Consider the following 24695-nt stretch of genomic DNA (forward strand, 5'->3'; position numbering starts at 1 on the left):
GGCTCAGACGGTGGGCGTGCTGCTGCCCAGACGTTCCAGGCGGCCGCTGACGGCGAGTTCGGCGACGCGGAACCGCTGGATCTTCCCGGAGGCGGTGAGGGGGAGGTCCGCCGCCAGGAACCAGTGGACCGGGATCTTGTACGGCGTGAGCCGCCCCTCGCACTGGGCCAGCAGGGCCTCCAGGCAGAGCGCCGCACCCGGCACGGGCTGGACCACGGCCGCGACCTCCTCGCCCCACACGTCGTCGGGGACGCCCACGACCACGGCCTCCCTCACCTCCGGCACCTCGGCGAGGACCTCCTCGATGGCGGCGGGCGCGATGTTCTCGCCGCCCCGGATGATGAGGTCGTTCAGCCGCCCGTCGATCCGCAGGGCCCCGGTGGCGTCCATCGAGCCGATGTCGCCGGTGTGCAGCCACCCCTCCGCGTCCACCTTGCCCGCGGTGGCGGCGGGGTCTCCGTAGTAGCCGATCATCTGCTGGTAGCCGCGGGCGCAGATCTCGCCCTGGACCCCGAGCGGCTGCACGGCGCCCGACTCGGGGTGGACGATTCTGCACTCGGCGTGCGGGAGGGGCCGTCCGACGGTGCTCGTCTTGTCCTCGACGGTGTCGTCGGGCCGGGTGAGCGTGAGGACGGAGGCCAGCTCGGTCTGGCCGTAGAGGTTGAACACAGTGGTGGAGAAGAGCTGTTCGGTCTCCGCGATGAGCTGCGCGCGGACCGGGGCGGCACCGGTCAGGACGGACGAGAGCACCGGGCGGTCCGGGATGTCGCGGGCGGCGTCGTTGAGCGTGCTCAGCACCGTGGGCACACTGGTCAGCACCGCGCCGGGCGCCTCGCTCAACGTACTGAGCAGCACCTTGGGGTCGAAGCGTTCGAGCAGGACGAACGTGCCGCCGCTCCAGAGCGGACCCAGGCAGGAGATGACGCAGCCGGCCGTGTGGAACATGGGCAGCGGACTGACGACCGTGGTGCCCGGACGCACCCCGAGCGCCTCGAAGGTCAGCTTGGGGACGTTCACCACGGCCCGGTGGGACAGGAGAACGGCCTTGGGGGCACCCGTCGTCCCCGAGGTGAACTGGATCTGGGCCGGGGCGGTCGAGGACGGCTCGTCCTCCACGGGAAGCGGCCCGCCGCCCTTGAGCTCGTCCCAGTCGGAGAGGGAGACGACATGGCGCAGCCGCGGCAGCCCGGCGGCGACCGACGACACCACGGCCGCCATGTCGTACGCGCGGCTGCGGTCGGCGTGGACCAGCATCTGGGCCTCGGAGACACCGAGGGCATGCGTCAGGTCGGCGGCGCGGAACGCCGGGTTGAGGGTCACCAGGGTCACCCCGGCGAGCGCGGCCGCGTACTCGAACACGGGCCACTCCGGGACGTTGGGCGCCCAGATGGCGACCCGGCCGCCGCGCGGGACCCGGGCGAGGATGCCGGACGCGACACTCTCCGCCTCGGCGAGCAGCTCCGCGTACGTCCACTGGCGGGGCGTGCCGCCGCCGTCCGGGACGCCGCGCAGGGCGATGGCCTCCGGGCTGCGCGCCACGGTCTCCCGGAGCAGCGCGCCGATGGTCAGGTCGGCGAGCGGACTGCGCCCGTCCGCGCGGCGGACCGAGCCCGGGCGCGGTCTCGGGCTTCCGTTCACTGCCCGTACGGTTCGGCCGGTCACTGTGGCTCCTCATGTCGTCGGTCTACGGCGTCGATCTCCGCCAGCACCTCGGCGGTGTGTTCCCCGTGCGCGGGTGCGGCGCCCCGCAGGGACTCCAGCCCCGCCCCGAAGAGCACGGGGAAGCGGACCTGCGTCCGCGGACCCTCGCCGGGCGGGCCCGGAACGGTGCCGACGAGGCCGCGGGCCGCCACGTGCCCGTCGGCGAGGAACTCGTCCGCCGACTCGTAGACCGGGGCCCAGGGCACGTCGAGGCCGGACAGGGCGGCGGACCACCACGTGAGGTCGTGCCGCGCGAACACGTCGGCGAGCAGCGCCCGTACCTTCTCCTTGGCCCGGGTGCGGTCGGCCCGCCGGTCGTACGCGTCGTCCGCGAGCGCGGGGAACTCCGCCGCGAACCGGCCGCGGAAGGCGATCCAGAACTTGTCCTCGAAGGTGGCGAGGGTGAGCCGCCGCCCGCACGCCAGGACGAACACGTCGTTGTCGCCGGTGACCAGCGGGTTCTCGCCCGGCCCCGCCCGGCCGTGCCGCGACAGGGCCAGCGGGGCCGCCCAGGCGGCCGCGGCCTCGTGCAGGGAGACGTCGAGGTGCTGGCCCTCGCCCGTGGCCCGTGCCCCGAACACCGCCACGGCCATGGAGAGCGCCGCGTACATGGCGCCTGCCGTGTCGGCGACCCGGACCCCGACCCGGTCCACCGGGCCCGCCGCACGGTGCGGCACCGCGAAGAAGCCGGACAGGGCGAGGAAGTTGAGGTCGTGGCCGGGCCGCGCCGCGTACGGCCCGCTCTGGCCGAAGCCGCTGATGGAGCAGAGCACGACGCGGCGGTTGGCGGCACGCAGCCGCGCGTAGCCGAGCCCCATCTTCTCCAGCACGCCCGGCCGGTGGCTCTCCACGACGGCGTCGCTGCGCTCGACCAGGCGCAGCAGCGTGTCGCGGCCCGCGGGCTCCCGGAGGTCGAGGACGACCGACCGCTTGTTGCGGTTGAGCGCGGCGAACGTGTCGGGGTCGACGAGCCTGCCGTAGTCGCCCCCGTCGGGGCTCTCGACCTTGATCACGTCGGCGCCGAGGTCGGCCAGCAGCAGCGTGGCGAAACCGCCGGGCAGCAGGCGGGACAGATCCAGCACCCGCAGCCCGGTCAGGCCGGGCCACCCCGCCGTCCCGGCCGTGCCCGATGTCACGTCGTCCATGGCTGCTCCCCCTTGTCGGTCTGTCGGTGTCAGTGCGGCAACCGCGTGCCGAGGCCCAGTTCGGCCGCCCTGGCGTGCACCGCGGCGGCCACCGCGATGTCGTGCACGCCCATGCCGAACGGATTGATCACCACCCGGTCCCGGGTGGCCACCTGCCGCCGGTAGGCGCCCGCGAGCAGGTCGGGGAGGGCGGCGTCGACGGACCGGCCGCCCTCGGGGGCGGGGGCGCCGGGGCCGGTGACCCGGCCCCGGCCGGCGAGCACGCCCAGCAGGCGGTGGTCGTCCTCGGAGACCAGCCGCCAGTCGTCGACGAACAGGTGGTCGCAGCCGAGCAGCAGGCTCTCGGCCGCGTCGTCGAGGGAGACGTTGACGAACGTGCCGCCCTCGGGCACCCAGTCCAGTTCGACGTAGGACTCGGTCGTGGTGGTCACCGCGAACGTCAACTCGGCCCGTGTCACGCCCTCTTCGGGCCGTTCGGCCACGGACACCGCCACATCGGGCCGGGCCGCCGCCCAGGTGGCGGCGGCCCGCTCGGCGCGGGAGCCGTCCCGGTCGTGCAGGATCACCTCCCGCAGCCCGGTGGCGTGGGGTGCGAGGAGCCCGTGATGGACCTCGGCCTGTCTGCCGCAGCCGAGGAAGGCCACCCGGCCGATCCCGGCGAGGTCACGGACCGCGCCCACCGCGGCGAGCGACACCCCGGCCGTCCGCAGGGCGCTGATCAGGGCGCCCTCCATGACGCACAGCGGGCGTGCCGTCTCGGGGTCGTCGAGCACGATCAGGCCCGCGGCCCGGGGCAGCCCGAGTGCCTGGTTGCCCAGCGACGCGTTGATGATCTTGCAGCCGTAGTTGTCGCCCGCCCAGCCCGGCAGGACCAGGCTGCGCGCCGACGCCCCCGAGGGCGTGGTCCACCGCAGGGCGGCCTCGGGGGTGAGCCCGGCCCTGCCCGCCCGCACGGCCAGCAGCGTCTCGCGCACCAGCTCCACGACGGGCAGCTCGGCGCAGACGCGTGCCACATCGGCGCTCGCGAGATAGGTGAGCGGGGGTGGGGACGGGGACGGGGGCGAGGGCGGGGGCTGGGTGTGCACGGTCATGGCTTCGCCGCTCCTTCGGTGACCGGGGGTGTGCCGGGGTGCTCGTACTCCTCGGAGCGGGCGCGCCCCAGGGCGTCCAGGGCCGCCGCGACCTCGGCGGTGACCCCCGTCGGGTTCCGGGTCACGGCGCCGGTGAGCTGCGGGTACTTGTCGCCGCCGTCCGGGCAGAGACAGGCCGCGTCGGCCGTCCCCGGGCTCCGGGCCGCGTCCATGACGGCGGCGAGCACCGACGCGCCCGCGCTGCCGCCGAGCGACAGGCCGGTGTGCTCCCGGATCCGCGCGCAGGCGGCGACGGCGTCCAGGTCGCGGACGCGCGCCAGGCGGTCCCAGTGGTGGCGCGCCACGAACCGCGAGGCCCGCCCGGAGCCGAACCCGGCGAGCTTGTCCGGGCGGTGCGCCGGGGTCCCGCCCAGCGCCGCCGACCCCACGGCGTCGACCGCGATGATCCGCGTCGAGGGCCGGTGCGCCCGGAAGTAGTCGGCCACCCCGGCCAGCGTCCCGCCCGTGGAGACCGCCACGGCGACCGCGTCGAAGCCGCCTTCGGGGGCGTCACCGGCCAGTTCCACGGCGGTCCGGGTGGTGTGGACGCGCGGGTTGGCGCTGCTCTCGTACTGATCGGTCCACACAGCGGTGTCGTCCCGGCGCAGGATGTCCTCGACCGCCTCCAGGCGGGCGTCGAGCGTCCTGCCGGACGGCAGTTCGGGCACGGTCACCACGTCCGCGCCGTACTCCGTCATCAGCGCGACGCTCGCGCGCGGAGTGCTGGGCTCGACGACCAGCGTGCACCGGTAGCCGCGCGCCGCGCACAGGCCGGCCAGCGCGATGCCCAGGTTTCCCGAGGTGGACTCCACCACCCGGTCCCCGGGGCGCAGCCTGCCGGCCTCCACCAGCGCGTCGAGCAGCGCCTCCGCGGTACGCGCCTTGATGGAGCCGAAGGGGCCGAGCGCCTCCAGCTTGAGCCACAGGCGCAGCGACCGCCGCCCGGGCAGGGGGACGCGTACGGGCAGCAGGGGAGTCGGTACGTGGGTCACGGGCCGGTCAGCTCTCAAGGTTCTCGGCGGAGGAGTGGCCGAGGGCGAGGGGGTCCTGGTCGGTGCCCCGCGCGTGCTCGGGGCCGATGTCGCCGATGCGGTAGCCGCGCGGATATCCCGGGTACGTCCTGGCGGTCGGCCGGGTCATCAGCCGCGCCATCAGCGCCGGCGCCGCCCGCTCGGCCCGCGCGTGGGCGCGCAGCCCCACCCGGTTCAGGGCTCTGGCCGGTCCGGACGCCCGCGGTATGCCCAGCGCCTGCCGTGCGGGGGCGTCGAGCCGGCACGGCAGCGTGGCGGCCACCAGGTCGGAGACGGGGCGCGGATACCAGGAGGAGTAGAGCTTCATGACGGAGGCGCCGACCCGCACGCTGCTGGGGGTCAGACGGAAGTGCGCCCGCTCGTACTCCACGTTGAACCGCTCGAACTCGCCGTACTCGCTGGGCAGTTGCCGGATGTTCATCCGGGCGCCCACCTCCCGGTAGAAGTAGAAGGCGGACAGCCGCTCCGTCTCGACGGTCCTGCGCCAGGCCCAGCGGTCGATCCAGCGGATGGGCTCGAAGACGAACGTGGACAGCACGTACAGCATGTCGTCGTTGGAGATCGAGTAGCGGCGGTGCGCCACATTGATCTGCCGCAGGGCCTGCCGGCCGCGCTCGGAGGTGTAGCCGTTGCGGACGATCTCGCCGAGCAGGATCCGGGTGTCGTCGTAGCGCTTCTGCGCCCGCAGCGCGAACTCGCCGGTGCCGTCGAGGAGTTCGGAGATGTTCGGTATGCAGCAGGTCCGCCAGATGGCCACCTCCAGACCCCGGCCGTAGTCCCACGGGAACTCCTGGTCGGAGGAGGTGCGGTGGATTTCCTCGTGGTCCGCCTTCGGGTCGAGGGACCGCAAGTACTCAACGGTGGCATACCGGTTCCGCATGTCGCTCCTCGATCCGGATCGGGTGGTGGGGCCGTGGGCTACAGCGGGGTGGATCCGGCGGCGCTGGTCACTTCGGGGCGCGTGGGGTCGAAGCGCCGGGTTTCATGGCGCCACTGGAGCTGGCCGGTCAGCCAGCTGCGCAGCCCCGCGACATGGCGGGCCAGCGGAGCGAGCAGGGACGGATCGAGGGAGTCCCGCAGCGGCGCCTCGGGGAACGTCCGGCTGAGCTCGGTGAAGGTGGTGACGCGGCCCTGGACCATCTCGCCCACCGCGTCCGCGGCGGTCTGGAGGTCGGTGCCGTGGGCGTGCCGGTGGACGGCGACCAGGTTGTGCGGGTCGCCGAGGAGGGCCTCCTTCTCGCAGGAGAAGAGGTCGTTGGTCCACAGGTCGGCGTCGGAGAGTGACTGGTTCAGCTCGGTGAACACCGGCAGCCGGTAGATCTCCGCCGGGACCTCGAAGTGCGTGGTGACCTCGATGAGGTCCAGGTACGGCATGAGGGCCCGGCCGCGCATCGCGATGTACTCGGCCGGGTCCGGTGTGCGCCCCGTCAGACGGTTCTCCGCCTCCCACGCGCAGGTGTCGAAGAACGCGCCGATGTGCCCGGCGAGCCGGATCCGCCAGGTGTCGGAGGTGTAGGGGCGGGTGCGGCGCCACAGGTCGGCGAAGGCGGGCCGGAAGGCCGTGACCACCGAGTGCTCGGCGACCACCGGGTGCTCCGCCGGGCCGGGCGGCGCGGCCTCGGCGACGGAGCCGTCGGGGGTGAGCCAGCCGAGCACCTCGCGGCACACCGCGCGCAGCCGCTCGGGGTCCTTGCCCAGGTCCGTCTCGTCGAACTGGTCGTCCAGCACCAGCATGCAGCTGATCCAGTCGGTGACCAGGGCCAGTTCGGTGCGGCCCGCGTGCGGATAGGCGCGCGACATCAGGGTGCCGAGCAGTGACCGCTCGTGGTGCCGGCGGGCCACCTCGTCGGGCACGAGGCCGAACCGCCGGACGAACGCGCGGGTGCTCTCTTCCACCTGGTCCCGGAAGGGGCTGAGCTCCGCGGGGAAATCCACCCGGATCTGGGGCATTCGGAGGGTCACGATGACTCCGGCGTCGAAGGAGCGGGGCAGGGAGTGGAGAGAAACATCTCGGGAAAAGCGGAGGAATCCGCGTCCAGGGCGCGCCACATGCCGCCGAAAAGCAGAATGCACGGGCAGAGATTCCATGCGGGGCGATAACAGCCTACGGGAGAGCTGTTCCCGGGACTGGAAGCAATCTGTACGGCCAACTGCCCCTGGGCCAAAGGGCAGTGACGGTGGAACAAGAACCGGCTAAGGTGCCGATTCGGAAGTGAACCGACGGTTGTTTGCCGCCCGATGGAGAGGCGACCAGTGTCCTCATCCGCAATTCCCGCTCAGCGTTCCGAAAGCGCCTGGCTCAAGCGGTTCGAGCCGGTGCAGGCGCCCCGGATCCGACTCGTCTGCCTGCCGCACGCGGGCGGCACCGCGGGCTCCTACCACGCCTGGGCCCGCGACCTGCCCGCGGACGTGGAGCTCGTCGCCGTGCAGTACCCGGGCCGCCAGGAGCGGTTCGGCGAACCGTGCGTGACGGACATGGGCACGCTGGCCGACCATGTCACGCGGGTGCTGCTGCCCCTGACCGACCGGCCGTTGGCGCTGTTCGGGCACAGCATGGGCGCGAGCGTGGCGTACGAGGTGACGCTCCGGCTGATCGCCCGCCATCAGGTGCGCCCACAGGCGCTGTTCGTCTCCGGCCAGGCCTCACCGCTGTACCGGGGCGAGGACAAGGACCTGCATCTGCGCGACGACGAGGGCCTGTTGGCGGGCCTGCGCGCACTCGGCGGCGTGGAGGAGGACGTGTACGCCGACCCCGACCTGCGGCAGCTGGTGATTCCCTCGCTCCGGGCCGACATGCGGCTCATCGAGAACTACCGTCGCACCCAGCCGCAACGGGTGGACATTCCGGTGACGGCGTACGCGGGTGACGCCGACCCGGAGGTCTCCGCCGCCGACATCGGAACATGGCGTGACCTCACCACGGCGGAATTCGCGGCGCGCACACTCCCGGGCGGTCATTTCTATCTGCGGGATCGGCAGACGGAACTCCTCGCCGATATCGCCGCACGGCTGACTTCGGTCCGCGCCCGGTAGTTCGAAGGGAACCCACGATGGACAGCAATGACCACGAATTGGCGGGCGTCGTACGGAAGCTCATGGCAGACGTCCTCGACCTTCGGCTGAGCCCGGAGGAGATCAAGGACAGCATGTCGCTCTACTCGCCGACGATTCAGCTCGATTCCCTGAATCTGCTGCAACTGCTACTGGCGGTCGAGGACGAGTTCGGCGGCCACATCGACGACGAGGACGTGATGGAAGCCGACCTGGAGACCGTCGGCGACCTCATCCGGCTGGTGTCCCGGCATGTGCGGATCAACCGTTCGGAGGCCGGCGCGTGAAGGCGGACCGCAACCAGTACCTGCTGGACGAGAGCGACGTCCCCACCCACTGGTACAACATCCTGGCCGACCTCGACGTGCCGACGGAGGGCGTACGCAGGGCCCGCCCCGCCCCGAGCAACCCCGCCCCGGGTGCCACGGCCGCGGCGGACCGGCAGACACCCAACATCCCCCTGTCCATGTACCGGGACAGCGTCGGCCGCAGGCGCCACGTGGAGATCCCCGACGAGGTGCGCCGCCACTACCAGCGCTGGCGCCCCACCCCCCTGGTGCGTGCCCACGCGCTGGAGCGGGCCTTGGACACCCCCGCGCACATCTACTACAAGTACGAGGGCGCCAACGCGGCGGGCAGCCACAAGCTCAACTCCGCGCTGGCCCAGGCGTACTACTACAAGAAGGCCGGAGTCCAGGAACTGACCACGGGCACCGGAGCCGGTCAGTGGGGCACCGCGCTCGCGATGGCCTGCCAGACGATCGGCCTGGGCTGCACGGTCTTCATGGTCCGGTGCAGCTTCGACCAGAAGCCGTACCGCCGTGTGCTCATGGAGCTCAACGGAGCCCGCGTCATCCCCAGCCCGAGCGGCACCACAGAAGCGGGCCGCGCGCTGCTCGCCGCCACCCCGGACAGCGAAGGCAGCCTGTCCATGGCCAACGCCGAGGCGATCGAGCACGCCCGGTCCGTGACGGGCGGACGCTTCGCGGTCGGCAGCGGCGAGAACCACGTACTGCTGCACCAGACCGTCATCGGCGAGGAGGCGCTGCTCCAGATGGAGAAGGCGGGCGAGTTCCCCGACGTGGTCATCGCGTCGATGGGGGCGGGCAGCAACTTCGCCGGACTGGCCTTCCCCTTCTACCGGGAGAAGCTGCGCACCGGGGCGGACACCCGGCTGGTCGCCGTGGAGCCGGAGGCGTGCCCCAAGATGACCCGGGGCCGCTACGCCTGGGACTACAACGACTACTCCGGCACCACACCGATGACGAAGATGTACACCCTGGGACACACCTATGTGGCCCCCGGCGTGCACGCCGGGGGTCTGCGCTACCACGGGGCCGCGCCCCTGGTCAGCGTGTTGCACCGGCACGGACGCATGGAGGCCGTGGCCGTCGGGCAGAACGCCGCGTTCGAGGCGGGCGCCCTCTTCGCCCGCACCGAGAACCTCGTGCCCGCCCCCGAGTCCGCGCACGCCGTCCGAGGCGTGATCGACGAGGCCCTGCGGGCCCGCGAGGAGCGGCGCGCCACGGTCATCCTGTGCAACATCAGCGGCCACGGCATGCTCGACCTGTCCGCCTACGACCAGTACCTCGCGGGCACCCTCAAGGACCACACGGCCACCGACGAGCAGATCGCGGCCTCGCTGGCCGCACTCCCGGAAGTCCCGCAGGTCCCGGAACTTTCGGATGCCGAGCCCGCCGGTACGGCGTCATGAACCTCAGCCCCACCGAGGAGCAGGCCGCTCTCGGCGAGCGGCTGCGCGACGTGGGCGCCACCCGGCTCGGCGCGGACGTCGAGGCACGGGAGCACACCCACAGCCTCCAGCCGGGGGACTGGGAGCGGTGCGCGGGGGCCGGGATCCTCGCGCTGCCCGTGCCGACGGCGTACGGCGGGCTCGGACTCGACCCGCTGAGCTGCGCCGTCGGCATGGAGGGCCTCGGCCACGGCTGCCGGGACAACGGCCTGCTGCTCAGTCTCGGCGCCCACATCTGGGCGGTCGAGATCCCGATCCTTGAGTTCGGCACGGAGCAGCAGAAGGAGCGCTATCTGCCCGCGCTCTGCGACGGCCGGATGATCGGCGCCCACGCGCTCACCGAGCAGGAGGCCGGCTCCGACGCCATGGCGTTGACGACACAGGCCCGCCGCGACGGGGACGGCTATGTCCTCGACGGCACCAAGCGGTTCGTCACCAACGCGCCGATCGCCGACGTCACCCTCGTCTACGCCACGGTCAATCCGGCCCTCGGGTTCACCGGGGTGACCGCGTTCCTCGTCGACCGGGACACCGAGGGCCTTACCGTGGAGAGCCGGTTCGAGAAGACGGGGATGCGCACCGCGCCGTGGGGGGAGATCACCCTGCGCAACTGCCGTGTCCCGGCCGGCGCCCGGCTCGGCGCCGAGAAGCAGGGCTCGCGCATCCTCGCCCGGGCGATGGCCTGGGAGCGCTCGCTGATCCTGGCACCGCTGCTCGGCACGATGCGGCGCCAGATCGAACAGTGTGTGCAGTACGCCAGGAGCCGCAGCCAGTTCGGCAAGAACATCGGCCGGTTCGAATCGGTCGCGCACCGGATCGTCGACATGCAGCTCCGGCTGGAGGCGGCGCGGCTGCTGACCCACCAGGCGGCCTGGAAGCTGGGCCGCCAGGACGTCTCGTACGCCCCCGAGGCGGCGAAACTGACCACCAGCGAAGCGGCCGTCGCGACCTTCCTCGACGCCATGCAGGTGTACGGCGGGCTCGGCTACACCACCGACACGGACATCGAGCGGAACCTCCGCGACGCCCTGGGCACCCGTATCTCGTCGGGCACCTCGGACCTCCAACGGGTGCTGATGGCCGAGAAGATGGGGATCACGGCCAGGGCGCGCCGCACGCTTTCACCGCGGCCCGCGGCCGCCGCCAGGACCGGGGGTGAGCGGCATGCCGACGCTCGTTGACGCCCTGGCGCGGTCGGTGGCCGAGCATCCCACGGGCGAGGCGGTCAGGCTCCGCGGCCGCTCCCTCGACTACGCCGGCCTCGACCGTGCCAGCAGCGCCCTCGCCGCGACGATGCGCGAGGCGGGTGTGGTCCCGGGCGACCGGGTCGGGCTGTGGCTGGGCAAGTCGGTGGAGACGGTCGTGGCCGTTCACGCCGTACTCAAGTGCGGCGCCGCGTACGTACCCGTGGACCCGGCGGCACCGCCCGCCCGCGCCGCGTACATCCTCAAGGACTGCGCGGTGGCCTGCCTGGTCACCGACCGGGGGCGGCTCGATCTGCTCACGGAGAACACGGAGAACACGGAGAACACGGAGAACACGGAGAACACGGACGACACGGAGGGCACGGACGGCTGGTCGGCCGCGGTGCGGCTCGTCGTGGTCGTCGACGAGGAGGAGGTCGCGGACGGGCAGCCGACGGACGCCGCACCCGCCGTCGCCCGCCCCCCTCGCCTCGGCTGGGGTCAGGCCGCGCGGCGCCCCGTGCCCGAAGGGTTCCGGCCCGCCTCCGTGGACCCCGGCGACCTCGCCTACGTCCTCTACACCTCCGGTTCGACCGGCGTCCCCAAGGGCGTCATGCTCTCCCACCGCAACGCCCGCGCGTTCGTCGACTGGGCCGTCGCGGAGTTCCGCATCACGTCCGACGACCGGCTCGCCTCCCACGCGCCCGTCCACTTCGACCTGTCGGTCTTCGACCTCTTCGCGGCGGCCGGCACGGGGGCCTGTCTCGTCCTCGTCCCGGAGAACCACAAGGCCCTCGGCATGGCGCTGAACCGGCTCGTCGTGGCCGAGAAGATCAGCGTCTGGTACTCGGTCCCGGGCGCGCTGGTGCGGATGCTCGACGCGAGGAACAGCGACGAACTCGCCTCCTGCGGGTTGCGGACGGTGCTGTTCGCGGGCGAGGCGTTCCCGCTCAAGCACCTCAGAAGGCTGCGCGGTGTGCTCGCGGGGGCGGAGCTGTACAACCTCTACGGGCCGACCGAGACCAACGTCTGCACCTTCCACCGGGTCACCGAGGAGGACCTGGCACCGGACCGCGTCGCGCCGCCGCCCATCGGCAGCCCCTGCCCGTACGCCACCACCACCCTGCTCGACGCGGACGGCCGCGCCATGGCGGACGCACCGGGCGCCGAGGGCGAACTCGCGGTGAGCGGCGACTCGGTGATGCTCGGCTACTGGACGCCCACCGGTCCGCCCGCCGAGCCCGCGCCGGTCCACCGGACCGGGGACATCGTCAGATCCGACGGCGCGCGGACCTATACGTTCGCCGGGCGGCGCGACCACATGGTGAAGGTCCGCGGGTACCGGATCGAACCCGAGGAGATCGAGGCGACGCTGCTCGCGCTGCCCGAGGTCCACGAGGCCGTCTGCGTGGCCGTCGGGGCCGGGGAGGACGACGTACGTCTGGAGGCGTTCGTGGTGCCGGAGTCCGGGGCGCCGGTCGACGAGGCACGGCTGCGCCACCACTGTGCCCGCACCCTGCCGCGCTACATGGTCCCGGCCCGCTTCGCCGTCGTGGACGCTCTTCCCCGTACGTCGACGGGCAAGGCCGACCGGCGGGCGCTCGCCGCCGCGGCGGCCCGGAGCGAGGAGGGGCCGTGCACACCCGCGTCGTGACCCCGCGCTGGCCCAGCCGGGCGCTGGGCCGTGCCAAGCGGGTCAACGTCGTACTGCCCGACACGTACACGGAGGAGGGCCCCGCCCACCCGGTCCTGTACCTCCTGCACGGCTACGGCGGCGGGCGGGACACCTGGCTGAGCCGTTCCGTGCTGTGTCAGGCCCTGGCGGGCACCCGGCTGATCGTCGTCCTGCCGGAGAGCGGCCGCCGCTGGTTCATCAACGACCACGCCGGGCACCGGTACGAGGACTACCTCGTCGAGGACCTCCTGGCGAGCGTGAACGACGCGTTCAACACGGTGGCCCGCCGCGAGGGCCAGGCGCTCGGCGGGTTCTCCATGGGCGGCGCCGCCGCGCTGTTCCTGGCGCTGCGCCACCGCGGGCTGTTCGGCGCGGCCGCCGCGCACGCCGGTGCCTTCGAGGCGGGCACGCGCGTCGGCGATCCGTACGCCGCGTTCCGCGGGGACCCCGGCTTCGCCATGCCCACGCAAGAGGCCCATGAGCGGGTCTGGGGCCCGCCGGGCAGCGCCACCCGCCGGCTCTACGACCCGCACCGGCTGGCCGCCGAGCCGGACGACGTCCCCCGGAGTTCCCGTAGCCTCCCCGGCCCCCGTCCGGCCCTCTATCTCGACGTGGGCACCGGCGACCACGACCGGGTGATCGGGATGAACCGTCGTACCCGGGACACGCTGCGGGAGCGCGGCTGGCGGCCGGAGTACCACGAGCGGCGGGGCGGTCACGACTGGGACTTCGTGAACCGCGCCCTGCCCGAATCGCTGCAATTCATGATGCGTCACCTTTCCGGAGCGACTTCTGTGGAACAACTGTGAACGGGGTGGTCTGCCGCGTGATCGTCGTCGAGGAAGCCATAAGCCGGGTCGAGCGGTACTACGACCTGGTCGACCGGAATGACATTCCCGGTCTTGTGTCACTGTTCACGACGGATGTGGTGTACGAGCGGCCCGGATATCCGCCCCTGCACGGAATCGGTGAACTGGAGCGGTTCTACCGGCAGGACCGGGTCATCGCATCGGGAAAGCATTCGCTGCGCGGAGTCGCGGTGGGCAGGGAACTGATCGCCGTGCACGGGGACTTCGAGGGGCGGCTCAAGAACGGTAAAGACGTGTGCGTACGGTTCTCGGATTTCTTCCAGGTCGCCCAGGACGGTCTCTTCCGCCGACGTGACACCTACTTCTTCACCCCCCAGGTGTGAGCGGCATGACCGACGAACAGACACCCCTCCTGGTGACCCGTCCCTCCCCGGAGATCGTCGTCGCCGCCCTGCACCGGCCGCACCGGAAGAACGCCCTGACCGAGGGCATGTTCCGGGCGCTCGCGGACCTCTGCGCCGAGCTGCGCGCCGACACCGGCGCGCGCGTCCTCGTCCTGACCGGGACGGGCACGGACTTCTGCTCCGGCTACGACCTCGACGAGGCGGCACGGATCGCCGCCCTGCCCCCGGCGGACCTGCTCGGGCTGCTCGAACGGCAGTCGGCGGCGGTGACCGGGCTGCGCGACATCCCGCAGCCGGTGCTCGCCGCCGTGGACGGCGCCGCGGTCGGCGCCGGACTCTCCCTCGCGCTCGCCGCCGACCTGCGGATCGTCACCGCCCGCGCCCGGTTGCGCGCCTCCTTCGTGAACATGGGCCTGTCCGGCGGGGACATGGGCGCCTCTTGGCTGCTGCCCAGGCTCACCGGGCTCGGCTTCGCCTCGGAGATGATGCTCACCGGCAGGTTCGTGGCCGCGGACGAGGCCCTGGACCGAGGGCTGGCGAACACGGTGACCGGCCCGGACGACCTGCACACCACCACCCTCGACCTGGCCCGGCGGATCGCCGCGCACAGCCCGGTCGCGGTGGCCCTGACCAAGCGCGTCCTCCAGGCCAACGCCGACGCCCCCTCGCTGGCCGTCGCCCTCGAACGGGAGGCGCCTCTCCAGACGGTGGCCGCCGGCTCACCCCGCATCCTGCGGGCCGTCGCGGACTTCCGCGCGGCCTCTACGACACCTACGGAGAACTGATGGTCGACACCACGCAGACCTGGCGGCCCCTGGAGGTGGACCCGGGCAGCACCGGCGTACCGGCGAGCCCCGAGGGCCTGGCGGAGTTCCTGCGGGGGCAGGACGTGACGGAGCTGCTGGCCCGGGAGAAGGCCGTGGTCCTCCGCGGATTCGGGACGGACGCACAGTCGCCGTCGTACGACATGGCGGCCGGTCTGCTGCTGCCGAACCGGCTGGCTTACGTGCATGGCAACTCGCCCCGCACCAAGGTCGGCAAGAACGTCTACACCTCCACCGAGTACCCGCCCGAGTTCCAGATCTCCATGCACAACGAGATGTCCTACAGCCACACCTGGCCCCGGCGCATCCTCTTCTGCTGTGCCCACCCGGCCGCGACGGGCGGGGCCACGCCCGTCGTCGACGGGGCGCTCTGGCTCGCGTCCCTGGACCCGGAGGTACGCGCGGCCTTCGCGTCCGGCGTGCGGTACACGCAGAATCTGCACGACGGGGTGGGGTTCGGCAAGAGCTGGCAGGCGACCTTCGAGACCGGGAAGCGGGACGAGGTCGAGGCGTTCCTCGACGGCACGGGCGCCGAGTGGCGGTGGCTCCCCGACGGCTCGCTGCGGATCGGCCGGACCGGGCCCGCGACGGTCGAACACCCCGTCACGGGAACCGAGGTGTGGTTCAACCAGGCCGATCAGTGGCACCCCGCAGGGGTCGGTGAGGAAGCGGCGCTGCTCGCGGAGATGCTGCCCGAGGACGAGCTGCCGCAGAGCGTCTCCTTCGCCGACGGCAGCCCGATCCCCGCCGCGTACATCACCCACGTCCAGGAGACCGGGATGCGCCTGGCGGTCGACGTGGAGTGGCGGCGCGGAGACCTGCTCCTGGTCGACAACGTGGCCGCCGCCCACGGCCGCCGGCCCTACACCGGCGAGCGCCGGGTGCTGGTGGCCATGTCCGACTAGCCGCGCGCCCGGCCACCGGAAGGCGGGGGGCCGATGGAATTCCCCTGCGGAATTCCTCGCGAGGCAGATATCCGTATAGCGGCCGTCCAGATGTGCAGGACACCCCGTGGATAGTGTCACGGCAGTGAGTAATGGGGAGACGGGCGCCGGTCGGCGCGAGTTCCCACGGCCGATTCCCGCTCCATATCGTGCACGTGTCCACGGGAAAAGAGCTCCGTCCTCCTTGAGTTGCCCCCTCCATCAGGTGAATGTCGAGGAGCTATGGATCGATCGCGGTCTTTCGCCGATGCCGAGCAGGAACTCACACCGGCCGATGCGCGGGAACTCCCGCTGACCGGCGCGCAGTCGGGAGTCTGGTTCGCGCAGCGGGTCGAGCCGGATCTGGCGATCTTCCGCGCCTCCGAATACCTGGAGATCCACGGGGCGGTGGACCCCGAACTCTTCGAGCGGGCCCTGCGTCAGGTGGTCGAGGAGACCGACACCCTGCACACCGTGTTCCTGGACACCGGCGACGGACCGCGACAGCGGATCGGTGTGCGGCCCGACTGGCGGCTGAACGTCGTCGACGTCTCCGCCGAGGCCGACCCGCGGCGCACCGCCACGCGGTGGATGGAGCGGGACCTCGGCAGGCCCATGGAGCTCACCGAGGCGCCCCTGTTCACCTACGCGCTGTTCAAGGCCGCCGCGGACCGCTGGTACTGGTACCACGCGTACCACCACATCCTCCTCGACGGGGTCGGCGCCGGACTGCTCGTCCGCAGGGTCGCCGAGGTCTACACGGCACTGGTGGAGGGCCGGGACGCGGGACCGGCGCCCTTCGAGTCCGTACGCGCCCTGCTCACCGAGGACCTCGCCTACCGCCGGTCGCCCGAGTTCACCGCCGACCGGGAGTTCTGGCTCGGGCAGTACGCCGACCGGCCCGATCCGGTGGCCCTGTCGCCCCGCCCGCTGCGGCCCACCGCCGACTTCATCCGGCGCAGCGCCCACCTGCCCGCCGAGGTCCAGGGCGCCCTGACGGAGGCCGCAGAGCGGGCCGGTGTCTCCCGGTCCCGGATCATCGTCGCCGCCACCGCCGCGTTCCTGCACCGGATGACCGGCAACCCGGAGGTGATCCTCGGCCTCTCGGTGACCGGCCGGACCAGTGAACGGTCCTTCAAGGCGCCCGGCATGGCGGCGAACGTCCTGCCGCTGCGCGTCCCCGTCGACCCCGCCATGACCGTCCAGGCCCTCCTGGACGGCGCGCGGTCCGCCATCCGCGGCGTGATGAGCCACCAGCGCTACCGGGGCGAGGAGCTCCGCGGCGACCTGGGGCTGCCCAGCGACCACCGCAGATACTTCGGACCGCAGCTCAACATCGTGCCGTTCGACTACGACATACGCTTCGCCGGCAGCCGGGCAGAGGCCCACAACATGTCGCAGCGCCTCATCGAGGACCTGGCGATATCCGTCTACGACCGGGTCGGCGACCGCGGGATCCGGGTGGACTTCGACGCCCACCCCGGGCTGTACGACGCCGGTGAACTCGCCGCCCATCAGGACCGTTACATCGACTTCCTCGGACGCATGGCGCGCGCGTCGGCCGAGCCCGGCACCTTCGTGGCCCGCGTCGGCCTGCTCGGCGACCAGGAGTCCGCGGCCCCGGCGCCGCCGGCCGCCCACGACGAGCCGGGCCCCACGCTGCCCGCCCTCTTCGAACAGCAGGTGCGCCGGGCGCCCGAGGCGACCGCCGTCGAGTGCGAGGGCACCACCCTCGACTACACGGAACTCAACAGCAGGGCCAACCGTCTCGCCCGGCTGCTCGCCGCCCGGGGCGTCGGGCCCGAGGACCGGGTCGCCCTGCTCCTGCCCCGTTCCGAGCTGTTCGCCGTCGCCGCGCTCGGCGTCCTGAAGGCGGGCGCGGCATACGTGCCCGTCGACCCCGGCTACCCCGCGCGACGCATCGGCCACATCCTCGACGACGCCGCGCCCGCCTGCGTCGTCGTGACGGCCGGCACCGCTTCCCTGGCGGACGGTACAGACGCGCCCGCCCTCCTGCTCGACGCACCCGACACCACGGCCTCCCTCGACGGGTACGCGGCCGAGGACCTCACCGACGCGGAGCGCACCGCCCCGCTGACCGCCGCCTGCCCCGCGTACGTGATCTACACCTCGGGCTCCACCGGGCAGCCCAAGGGCGTGGTCGTCACCCACGCCGGCATCCCGAACCTGACACGGGCCGCCGCCACGCGCCTCGGGGTGCGGCCCGGCAGCAGGGTGCTGCAGTTCGCGTCCATGGGCTTCGACGCCGTGGTCCTGGAACTCTGCATGAGCCTGCTGACCGGCGCGACCCTGGTGTTCGCCCCCGCCGAGAGGCTGCTGCCCGGCCACCCGCTGGCCGAGTTCACCCGGCGGGCCGCCATCACCCACGCGCTGCTGCCGCCGTCCTCACTGGCCGTACTCGACCCCGACGGCGACCTGCCGCCGGACATGGCCTTCTTCGTCGGCGGCGAGGCGTGCCCCGCCGAGCTGGCCGCCCGCTGGTCGGCCGAGCACCTCATGGTCAACGCCTACGGCCCCACGGAGATCACCGTGGCCGCCACCATGAGCGGGCCGCTCACCGGCGACGGCGAGCCGCCCATCGGCGGCGCCCTGGACGGGGCCCGGCTGCACGTGCTCGACTCCGGGCTCGCACCGGTGCCGCCCGGCGTGCCGGGAGAGCTGTATGTCGCGGGGCCCGGGGTCGCCCGCGGCTACCTCGGCCGCCCGGCGCTCAGCGGCGAGCGCTTCGTCGCCAACCCCTTCGGCGCCTCCGGCGAGCGCATGTACCGCACCGGGGACCTGGTGCGCCGACGCCCCGACGGGGCACTGGAGTTCGTCGGCCGCGCGGACGAACAGGTCAAGATCCGCGGCTACCGGATCGAGCCCGGCGAGGCGGAGAACGCCCTGCTGAGGCTGCCCGCCGTCGCCCAGGCCGCCGTCGTCGTACGCTCGGACGCCGACGGTGCCCCCGCGCTCGCCGCGTACCTCGTGCCGAACGAGGGCGCCACCGTCGACCCCACCGCCGTACGCGACGACCTCGGCGAGCTGCTCCCGGCCTATCTGGTCCCGGCGACCTTCACGGTCCTGGACGCGATACCGCTCACCCCCAACGGAAAGACCGACCGCAAGGCGCTGCCCGACCCGGCCGCCGCGGAGGAAACCTCCGGCACCGCGCCGCGCACCGCGCGCGAGAGCGCCCTGTGCGCGCTCTTCGCGCAGGTGCTCAAGAGCGAACGGGTCGGCATCGACGACAACTTCTTCGACCTCGGCGGGCACTCCCTCCAGGTGGCCCGCCTGGTGCTGCTGATCCGCTCCGAATTCGGCGTCGAGTGCGGCGTCGAGACCGTCTTCGACGCGCCCACCGTACGCGCGCTGGCCGCACGCCTCACCGACGAGGCGGACCCGGCGGACGCGCCCACCGGTCCGGTCCCCGTACCGCGCGACGGCGACCTGGAACTCTCCTACGCCCAGCGGCGGTTGTGGTTCCTCAGCCATCTCGACGGGCCGAGCGCCGCCTACCACATCCCTCTCGTCCTCACCCTGGACGGCGCCCTGGACTCCGGCGCGCTGGAAGCCGCGCTCGGCGACCTCACCGACCGCCACGAGAGCCTGCGCACCCTCTACCGTGAGCGGGCCGGCGTGCCCCTCCAGCACATCGTCGCCGCGGGCCCCGCCTCCCGCCCGCGCCTCTCGCTCGCCGACTGCGACGACGACCGGCTGTACGAGGAGCTCACCGCGGCCGTGGCCCGGCCCTTCGACCTCGCCGCCGAACCCCCGCTGCGCGCCACGCTGTTCGCCCTCGCCCCCGACCGGCACGTGCTGCTCCTGCTGCTGCACCACATCGCGGCCGACGCCGAGTCGTTCGGTCCGCTGCTGCGCGACCTGACCACCGCCTACACGGCGCGCCGCGCCGGACACGCGCCGGACCTCGCCCCGCTGCCCGTGCAGTACGCCGACTACGCCGTCTGGCAGCGCCGCGCCCTGGGCGACGAGAGCGACCCCGGCAGTGCCGTCGCCCGGCAGGCCGACTTCTGGAAGCGGGCCCTTGCCGGGCTGCCGGACCACATCGACCTGCCCTTCGACCACCCGCACCCGGCCGGCGCGGGCGCCGTGCCCTCGGGACACCTCGTGCTCCGCCTGGACGCGGAGCCGCACCGCCGCATCACCGAACTCGCCCGGGCCGCGGGCGCCAGCACGTTCATGGTGCTCCAGGCCGCGCTCGCGACCACGCTGAGCAGGCACGGCGCGGGCGACGACATCGCGGTCGGCGCCCCGGTGGCCGGCCGCCCCGAAGAGGCCCTGGCCGACCTGGTCGGCTTCTTCACCAACACGGTGGTGCTGCGCACCGACACCTCCGGCGACCCCACCTTCCGCGAACTGCTCGTACGGGCACGGGAGTTCTCCCTCGCCGCCTACGACCACCAGGACCTGCCGTTCGAGCGGCTCGTCGAGACCCTCAACCCGGCGCGTTCGATGTCCCGGCACCCGCTCTTCCAGGTGATGCTGTCGATGGACAGCTCCCGGCGCGCGCTGCCGTCCGTCGCCGGGCTGGAGCTCGGGCTGCTCGACCTGCCCGCGGGCAACGCCAAGTTCGACCTGTCGCTCAACGTCCGCGAGGCCTTCACCGCCGACGGCGCCGCGGACGGCCTGCTGATCGCCCTGGAGTACCGGGCCGACGTCTTCGAACAGGGCACCGCGGAAGGCCTGCTGGACAGGTACGGGCGGCTGCTGCGGGCCGTCGCAACCGACCCGGACGCCCGGATCGGCCGTGTCCCCCTCCTCGACGCCGAGGAGCACCGGCGTCTGCTGCGGGAGTGGAACGAGACCGCCGCGCCCGAGTCCCTCGACGACGTGGTCGCCCGCGTCCGGTCGCTGGCCGCCGAACAGCCGTCCGCCGTCGCGGTCACCGACGAGGACGGCGACCTCACCTACCGCGAACTCATCGACCACACCGACGACGTGGCCGCCCGTATCCAGGAGTCGGGCGCCGCCCCCGAGTCGCTCGTCGCGGTCCTCGCCGACCGCGGCCGCCTGCCCGTCATCGCCTTCCTGGCCGCCCTCACGGCGTCGGCGGCCTACCTCCCGCTGGACACCGACGCACCGGCCGAACGCTCGGCCGAACTGCTCACCGACGCGGACGCGCCCCTGCTCCTCGCCGGCCCGGACCACGGCGACCTCGCCGACGCCATCACGACGGCCACCGACCGCCCGGTGACGGTCCTGCGGATCGGGGAGCCCGGCACCGCGCGCCCGGTACGGCCGGTGGCCCCGGCCGCCGACCAGCTGGCGTACACCATCTTCACCTCGGGTTCCACGGGCCGCCCCAAGGGCGCGATGGTGCACCACCGCGGCATGAACAACCACCTGCTGGCCAAGGTCGCGGACCTCGGGCTGACCGCGACGGACACCGTCGTGCAGAACGCCCCCCTGACCTTCGACATCTCCATCTGGCAGATGATCTCCCCGCTGCTCGTCGGCGGCCGGACGCTCGCCGTGGGCAGGGCGGTCGCGGCGGACCCGGACGAGCTCTTCGGGAAGGTGGTCCGCGAGCGGGCGACCGTCCTGGAAGTGGTGCCCTCGCTGCTGCGCGCCGCGCTGGAGGCCTGGGACGAGGACACCCCCGTACCCGCCCTGCCTGATCTGCGGTGGCTGGTCGTCACCGGCGAGGAGCTGCCCGGCGAGCTGTGCCGCCGCTGGTCCGCCCGCTTCCCGGCGATCCCCGTCGTCAACGCCTATGGCCCCACCGAGTGCTCGGACGACGTCACCCACGCCGTCATCACCCGCGACCAGGGCGCCGGGCGCACGACCGCGCCGATCGGCAGGGCGATCCGCAACACCCGCCTGTACGTGCTCAGCGACGAGCTCCAGCCCGTACCGGTGGGCGTGGTGGGCGACCTGTACGTCGCCGGTGTCGGCGTGGGGCGCGGCTATCTCGGCGCCCCCGCCAAGACCGCGCACACCTTCGTGGCCGACCCGTACGGGACCGGGGGCGGCAGGCTGTACCGCACCGGAGACCGGGTGCGGTACCTGCCGGACGGACAGCTGGAGTTCCTCGGCCGCCGGGACAACCAGGTCAAGATCCGGGGCCGACGCATCGAACTCGGCGAGGTCGAGGCGCGGCTGCGCGAACAGCCCGGCGTCAAGGACGCCGTCGCCACCGTGACGACGGGCCCCGGCGGCCATGCGCGCCTCGTCGCCCACGTGGTGGGGGACGCCGACCCCCGGGCGATCCGCGCGGCGCTGGCCCGCGCGCTCCCCGACCACCTGGTGCCCTCGGCGGTGCACACCCTGGACGCCATCCCGCTCACCCCCAACGGGAAGACCGACCGCAAGGCGCTGGCGACACCCGAGGAGCCCGACGGCCCCGCCACGGCGGGCCGGGCCCCGCGGACCGCGCAGGAAGAGCTGCTGTGCGTGCTCTTCGCCGACGTCCTCGGCGTCGGCCGGGTCGGGGCAAACGACAACTTCTTCCAGCTGGGCGGCCATTCGCTGCTCGCCACCCGCCTGGTGTCCCGGATCCGTTCGGCGCTCGGCCTCCAGGCACGGGTCGCCGCCGTCTTCGAGGCGCCGACCCCGGCCGCCCTGGCCGCGCACCTCACCGCCACCGGCCGGCCCCGCCCGAACCTGACGCGCCGCGAGCGGCCCGAGGTGCTGCCGCTGTCGCACGTCCAGCGCGGGCTGTGGTTCATCAACCGGCTGGAGACCGCGCAGGGCACCTACAACATCCCGTTCGTGGTGCGCCTGACCGGCGAGCTGGACACGCGGGCCCTCGAAGCGGCGTTCGCCGCGGTGGTCGCCCGGCACGAAAGCCTGCGGACCGTCTTCCCGGAGGCCGACGGCGAACCCCGCCAGACCGTCCTCGGCCCCACCACGGCCGCCCCCGCCCTGACCGTCGTCGACGCCGTGGGCCAGGACCCGGCCGCCGCGATCACCCGGGCCGCCGGGGAGGGCTTCGACCTCACCGCGCAGCCGCCGCTGCGCACCACCCTCGTGAAGACCGGCGAGCGCGAGCACGTACTGATCACCGTCGTGCACCACATCGCGGGCGACGGCTGGTCCTCGGCGCCGCTGGCCCGCGACCTGTCGAAGGCGTACGCCGCCGCGCTCGACGGCGAGACACCCGTGTGGCAGCCCCTCCCGGTCCAGTACGCCGACTACGCCCTGTGGCAGCATGAGCTGCTCGGCGACGAGTCGGACCCGGACAGCCTCATCAGCCGCCAACTCGCCCACTGGACGCGGGAATTGGCGGACCTGCCCGAGGAGCTGCCGCTGCCCTTCGACCGGCCGAGGCCGAGGGGGACCGGACTGCCGGGCGCACGCGCCCCCTTCCGGCTGACGGCCCCGACCCACCGCGCGCTGCTCCGGCTGGCCCGGGAGCGCGGCGCCACCCCCTTCATGGTCCTGCACACCGCGCTCACGGCACTCCTCTCCCGGCTCGGCGCGGGCACCGACATCCCGGTGGGCACCTCCGTGCACGGCCGCGGCGAGGAGGCCCTCGACCCGCTCGTCGGCTACTTCATCAACTCCCTGGTGCTGCGCGTGGACAGCTCGGGCGACCCGACCTTCGCGGAGCTCCTGGAGCGGGTCCGGCAGACCGACGTCGCCGCCTTCGCCCACCAGGACCTGCCCTTCGAGCGGCTGGTCGCGGCCCTCAACCCGCCGCGCGTCCTCAACCGGCACCCGCTCTTCCAGGTGAAGCTGCTGCTGCAGAACCTGACCCGCGCCGACTTCACCCTGCCCGGACTGACCGCCGAGCCGCTGGACCACGACCCCGACATGGCCAAGGCCGACCTCCAGTTCAGCCTCTCCGAGACCTTCGACGGGCACGGCGAACCCGCCGGTGTCGAAGGGGCGGTGGGCTACTCGGCCGACCTGTTCGACCGGTCCACGGTGGAGTCGTTCACGGCCCGCCTGATCCGCCTCCTGGAGGCCGCCCTCGCCGACCCCGGCACCCGGCTCGGCGCCCTCGACGTCCTCGGCCCGGCCGAGCGGCACGACCTCCTGGTGACCCGCAACGACACCGCCCACCCCGTGCCGGACGCCACACTGGCGCAGCTCTTCCAGGAACGTGTGACGCTCGCCCCGGACGCCCCCGCCGTCGTCGACGGCCCGCTCCGACTGACGTACGCCCAGCTCGACGCGCGCGCCAACCGGCTCGCCCGGCTGCTGGCCGAGCGGGGCGCGGGAACCGAGGCGCTGATCGCCCTCGCACTGCCGAGGTCGGCCGACGCGGTCGCCGCGATGCTGGCCGTCGGCAAGGCGGGCGCCGCGTATCTGCCGCTCGACGCGGACCAGCCCGGCACCCGCCTTGCCACGGTGCTCGCGGACGCCCGGCCCGCCCTCCTGGTGACCTCGACCGCCACCCTGGCGGGCACCCCCGCGCTCGCCGAGACGGACACCCCGCTGCTCCTCCTGGACACGGACGACACGGCCGCCGCGCTGTCCGGGCTCCCCGCCGACCCGCCCCGGGTGGACGGCCGGGCGCACGACACCGCGTACGTCATCTACACCTCGGGCTCCACCGGCCGCCCCAAGGGCGTCGTCATCGAACAGCGCTCCCTGGTCAACTACGCACTGCACTGCGCGGCCCGCTACCCGGGCCTCACCGGGCGGACCCTGCTGCACTCCCCGCTCTCCTTCGACCTCGGACTCACCGCCCTGTACGGCACGCTCCTCGCCGGCGGCTGCCTGTACGTCGCCGACTTCGACGAGCGGCTCGACGTACCGGGCGGCCTCACCTTCGCCAAGGTCACCCCGTCGCACCTGCCGATCCTGGAGACGCTGCCGGACGCTTTCGCACCCACGGCCCAACTCGTCGTCGGCGGCGAGGCGTTGCGCGCCGACCAGCTGTCCGCGTGGCGCGCCGCACACCCCGAGGCGGACGTCGTCAACCACTACGGACCGACCGAGACCACCGTGGGCTGCCTGGACCACCCCATCCCAGCGGGTACACCTCTCGTTGACGGTTCCGTGGTGGTGGGTGGTCCTTTGTGGAATACGCGGGTGTATGTGCTGGATGGTGGTTTGGGTGTGGTGCCGTTTGGTGTGGTGGGTGAGTTGTATGT

General features: G+C 73.1%; 16 protein-coding genes. 10 read left to right on the forward strand and 6 right to left on the reverse strand.

Annotated features, from left to right (window positions below):
• Positions 1 to 3: 3 nt before the first annotated feature.
• Genes ACWDVB_RS04920 through ACWDVB_RS04945 form a run of 6 tightly spaced genes read right to left on the reverse strand, consistent with a single transcriptional unit; the run spans position 4 to position 6969 of the window.
• Positions 4 to 1638, reverse strand: coding sequence for an AMP-binding protein (locus tag ACWDVB_RS04920; protein WP_451513856.1), 1635 nt, complete (start codon positions 1636 to 1638; stop codon positions 4 to 6).
• A 20-nt stretch (positions 1639 to 1658) separates the two neighbouring features.
• Positions 1659 to 2846 carry a CaiB/BaiF CoA transferase family protein gene (locus tag ACWDVB_RS04925; RefSeq protein WP_451513855.1) on the reverse strand — a complete coding sequence of 396 codons (1188 nt, stop codon included), beginning with the start codon at positions 2844 to 2846 and terminating at the stop codon, positions 1659 to 1661.
• 29 nt (positions 2847 to 2875) lie between these two features.
• A complete protein-coding gene (locus ACWDVB_RS04930) occupies positions 2876 to 3937 on the reverse strand; it encodes an ornithine cyclodeaminase (protein ID WP_451513854.1) in 1062 nt (353 codons plus the stop codon).
• A complete protein-coding gene (locus ACWDVB_RS04935) occupies positions 3934 to 4968 on the reverse strand; it encodes a cysteine synthase family protein (RefSeq protein WP_451513853.1) in 1035 nt (344 codons plus the stop codon). Before ACWDVB_RS04935 ends, ACWDVB_RS04930 begins: the two co-directional genes overlap by 4 nt.
• A 7-nt stretch (positions 4969 to 4975) precedes the next feature.
• A complete protein-coding gene (locus ACWDVB_RS04940) occupies positions 4976 to 5887 on the reverse strand; it encodes an oxygenase MpaB family protein (RefSeq protein ID WP_451513852.1) in 912 nt (303 codons plus the stop codon).
• A 38-nt stretch (positions 5888 to 5925) separates the two neighbouring features.
• A complete protein-coding gene (locus ACWDVB_RS04945; RefSeq protein WP_451513851.1) occupies positions 5926 to 6969 on the reverse strand; it encodes a terpene synthase family protein in 1044 nt (347 codons plus the stop codon).
• Positions 6970 to 7260: 291 nt separating this feature from the next.
• On the opposite strand from ACWDVB_RS04945, the gene ACWDVB_RS04950 reads away from it, so the two are divergent.
• The 10 genes from ACWDVB_RS04950 to ACWDVB_RS04995 all read left to right on the forward strand — a co-directional run.
• Complete coding sequence (locus ACWDVB_RS04950) at positions 7261 to 8040, forward strand: thioesterase II family protein (RefSeq protein ID WP_451513850.1); 780 nt, start codon at positions 7261 to 7263, stop codon at positions 8038 to 8040.
• A gap of 17 nt (positions 8041 to 8057) precedes the next feature.
• Positions 8058 to 8345 (forward strand): phosphopantetheine-binding protein, encoded by a 288-nt coding sequence (locus ACWDVB_RS04955; RefSeq protein ID WP_451513849.1) that lies wholly within the window; start codon positions 8058 to 8060, stop codon positions 8343 to 8345.
• Complete coding sequence (locus tag ACWDVB_RS04960; protein ID WP_451513848.1) at positions 8342 to 9772, forward strand: TrpB-like pyridoxal phosphate-dependent enzyme; 1431 nt, start codon at positions 8342 to 8344, stop codon at positions 9770 to 9772. Before ACWDVB_RS04955 ends, ACWDVB_RS04960 begins: the two co-directional genes overlap by 4 nt.
• On the forward strand, positions 9769 to 10992 hold the full coding sequence (locus ACWDVB_RS04965; RefSeq protein WP_451513847.1) for an acyl-CoA dehydrogenase family protein: 1224 nt from the start codon (positions 9769 to 9771) through the stop codon (positions 10990 to 10992). The genes ACWDVB_RS04960 and ACWDVB_RS04965 overlap by 4 nt, the downstream gene beginning before the upstream one ends.
• Positions 10976 to 12649 carry an AMP-binding protein gene (locus ACWDVB_RS04970; protein ID WP_451513846.1) on the forward strand — a complete coding sequence of 558 codons (1674 nt, stop codon included), beginning with the start codon at positions 10976 to 10978 and terminating at the stop codon, positions 12647 to 12649. Before ACWDVB_RS04965 ends, ACWDVB_RS04970 begins: the two co-directional genes overlap by 17 nt.
• Entirely contained in the window at positions 12631 to 13479 is an 849-nt protein-coding gene (locus ACWDVB_RS04975; protein ID WP_451513845.1) for an alpha/beta hydrolase, read from the forward strand. The genes ACWDVB_RS04970 and ACWDVB_RS04975 overlap by 19 nt, the downstream gene beginning before the upstream one ends.
• Entirely contained in the window at positions 13476 to 13862 is a 387-nt protein-coding gene (locus ACWDVB_RS04980; protein ID WP_451513844.1) for a nuclear transport factor 2 family protein, read from the forward strand. Before ACWDVB_RS04975 ends, ACWDVB_RS04980 begins: the two co-directional genes overlap by 4 nt.
• 5 nt (positions 13863 to 13867) lie before the next feature.
• The gene (locus ACWDVB_RS04985; RefSeq protein ID WP_451513843.1) at positions 13868 to 14668 is read left to right on the forward strand and encodes an enoyl-CoA hydratase/isomerase family protein; all 801 of its coding nucleotides are present in this window, start codon (positions 13868 to 13870) and stop codon (positions 14666 to 14668) included.
• Positions 14668 to 15612 (forward strand): TauD/TfdA family dioxygenase, encoded by a 945-nt coding sequence (locus ACWDVB_RS04990; protein ID WP_451513842.1) that lies wholly within the window; start codon positions 14668 to 14670, stop codon positions 15610 to 15612. Before ACWDVB_RS04985 ends, ACWDVB_RS04990 begins: the two co-directional genes overlap by 1 nt.
• Before the next feature lie 261 nt (positions 15613 to 15873).
• Positions 15874 to 24695, forward strand: an 8822-nt coding sequence (locus ACWDVB_RS04995; RefSeq protein ID WP_451611938.1) for an amino acid adenylation domain-containing protein, incomplete at its 3' end; no start/stop codon positions are given.

It is taken from the genome of Streptomyces sp. NPDC003379 (assembly GCF_053589195.1).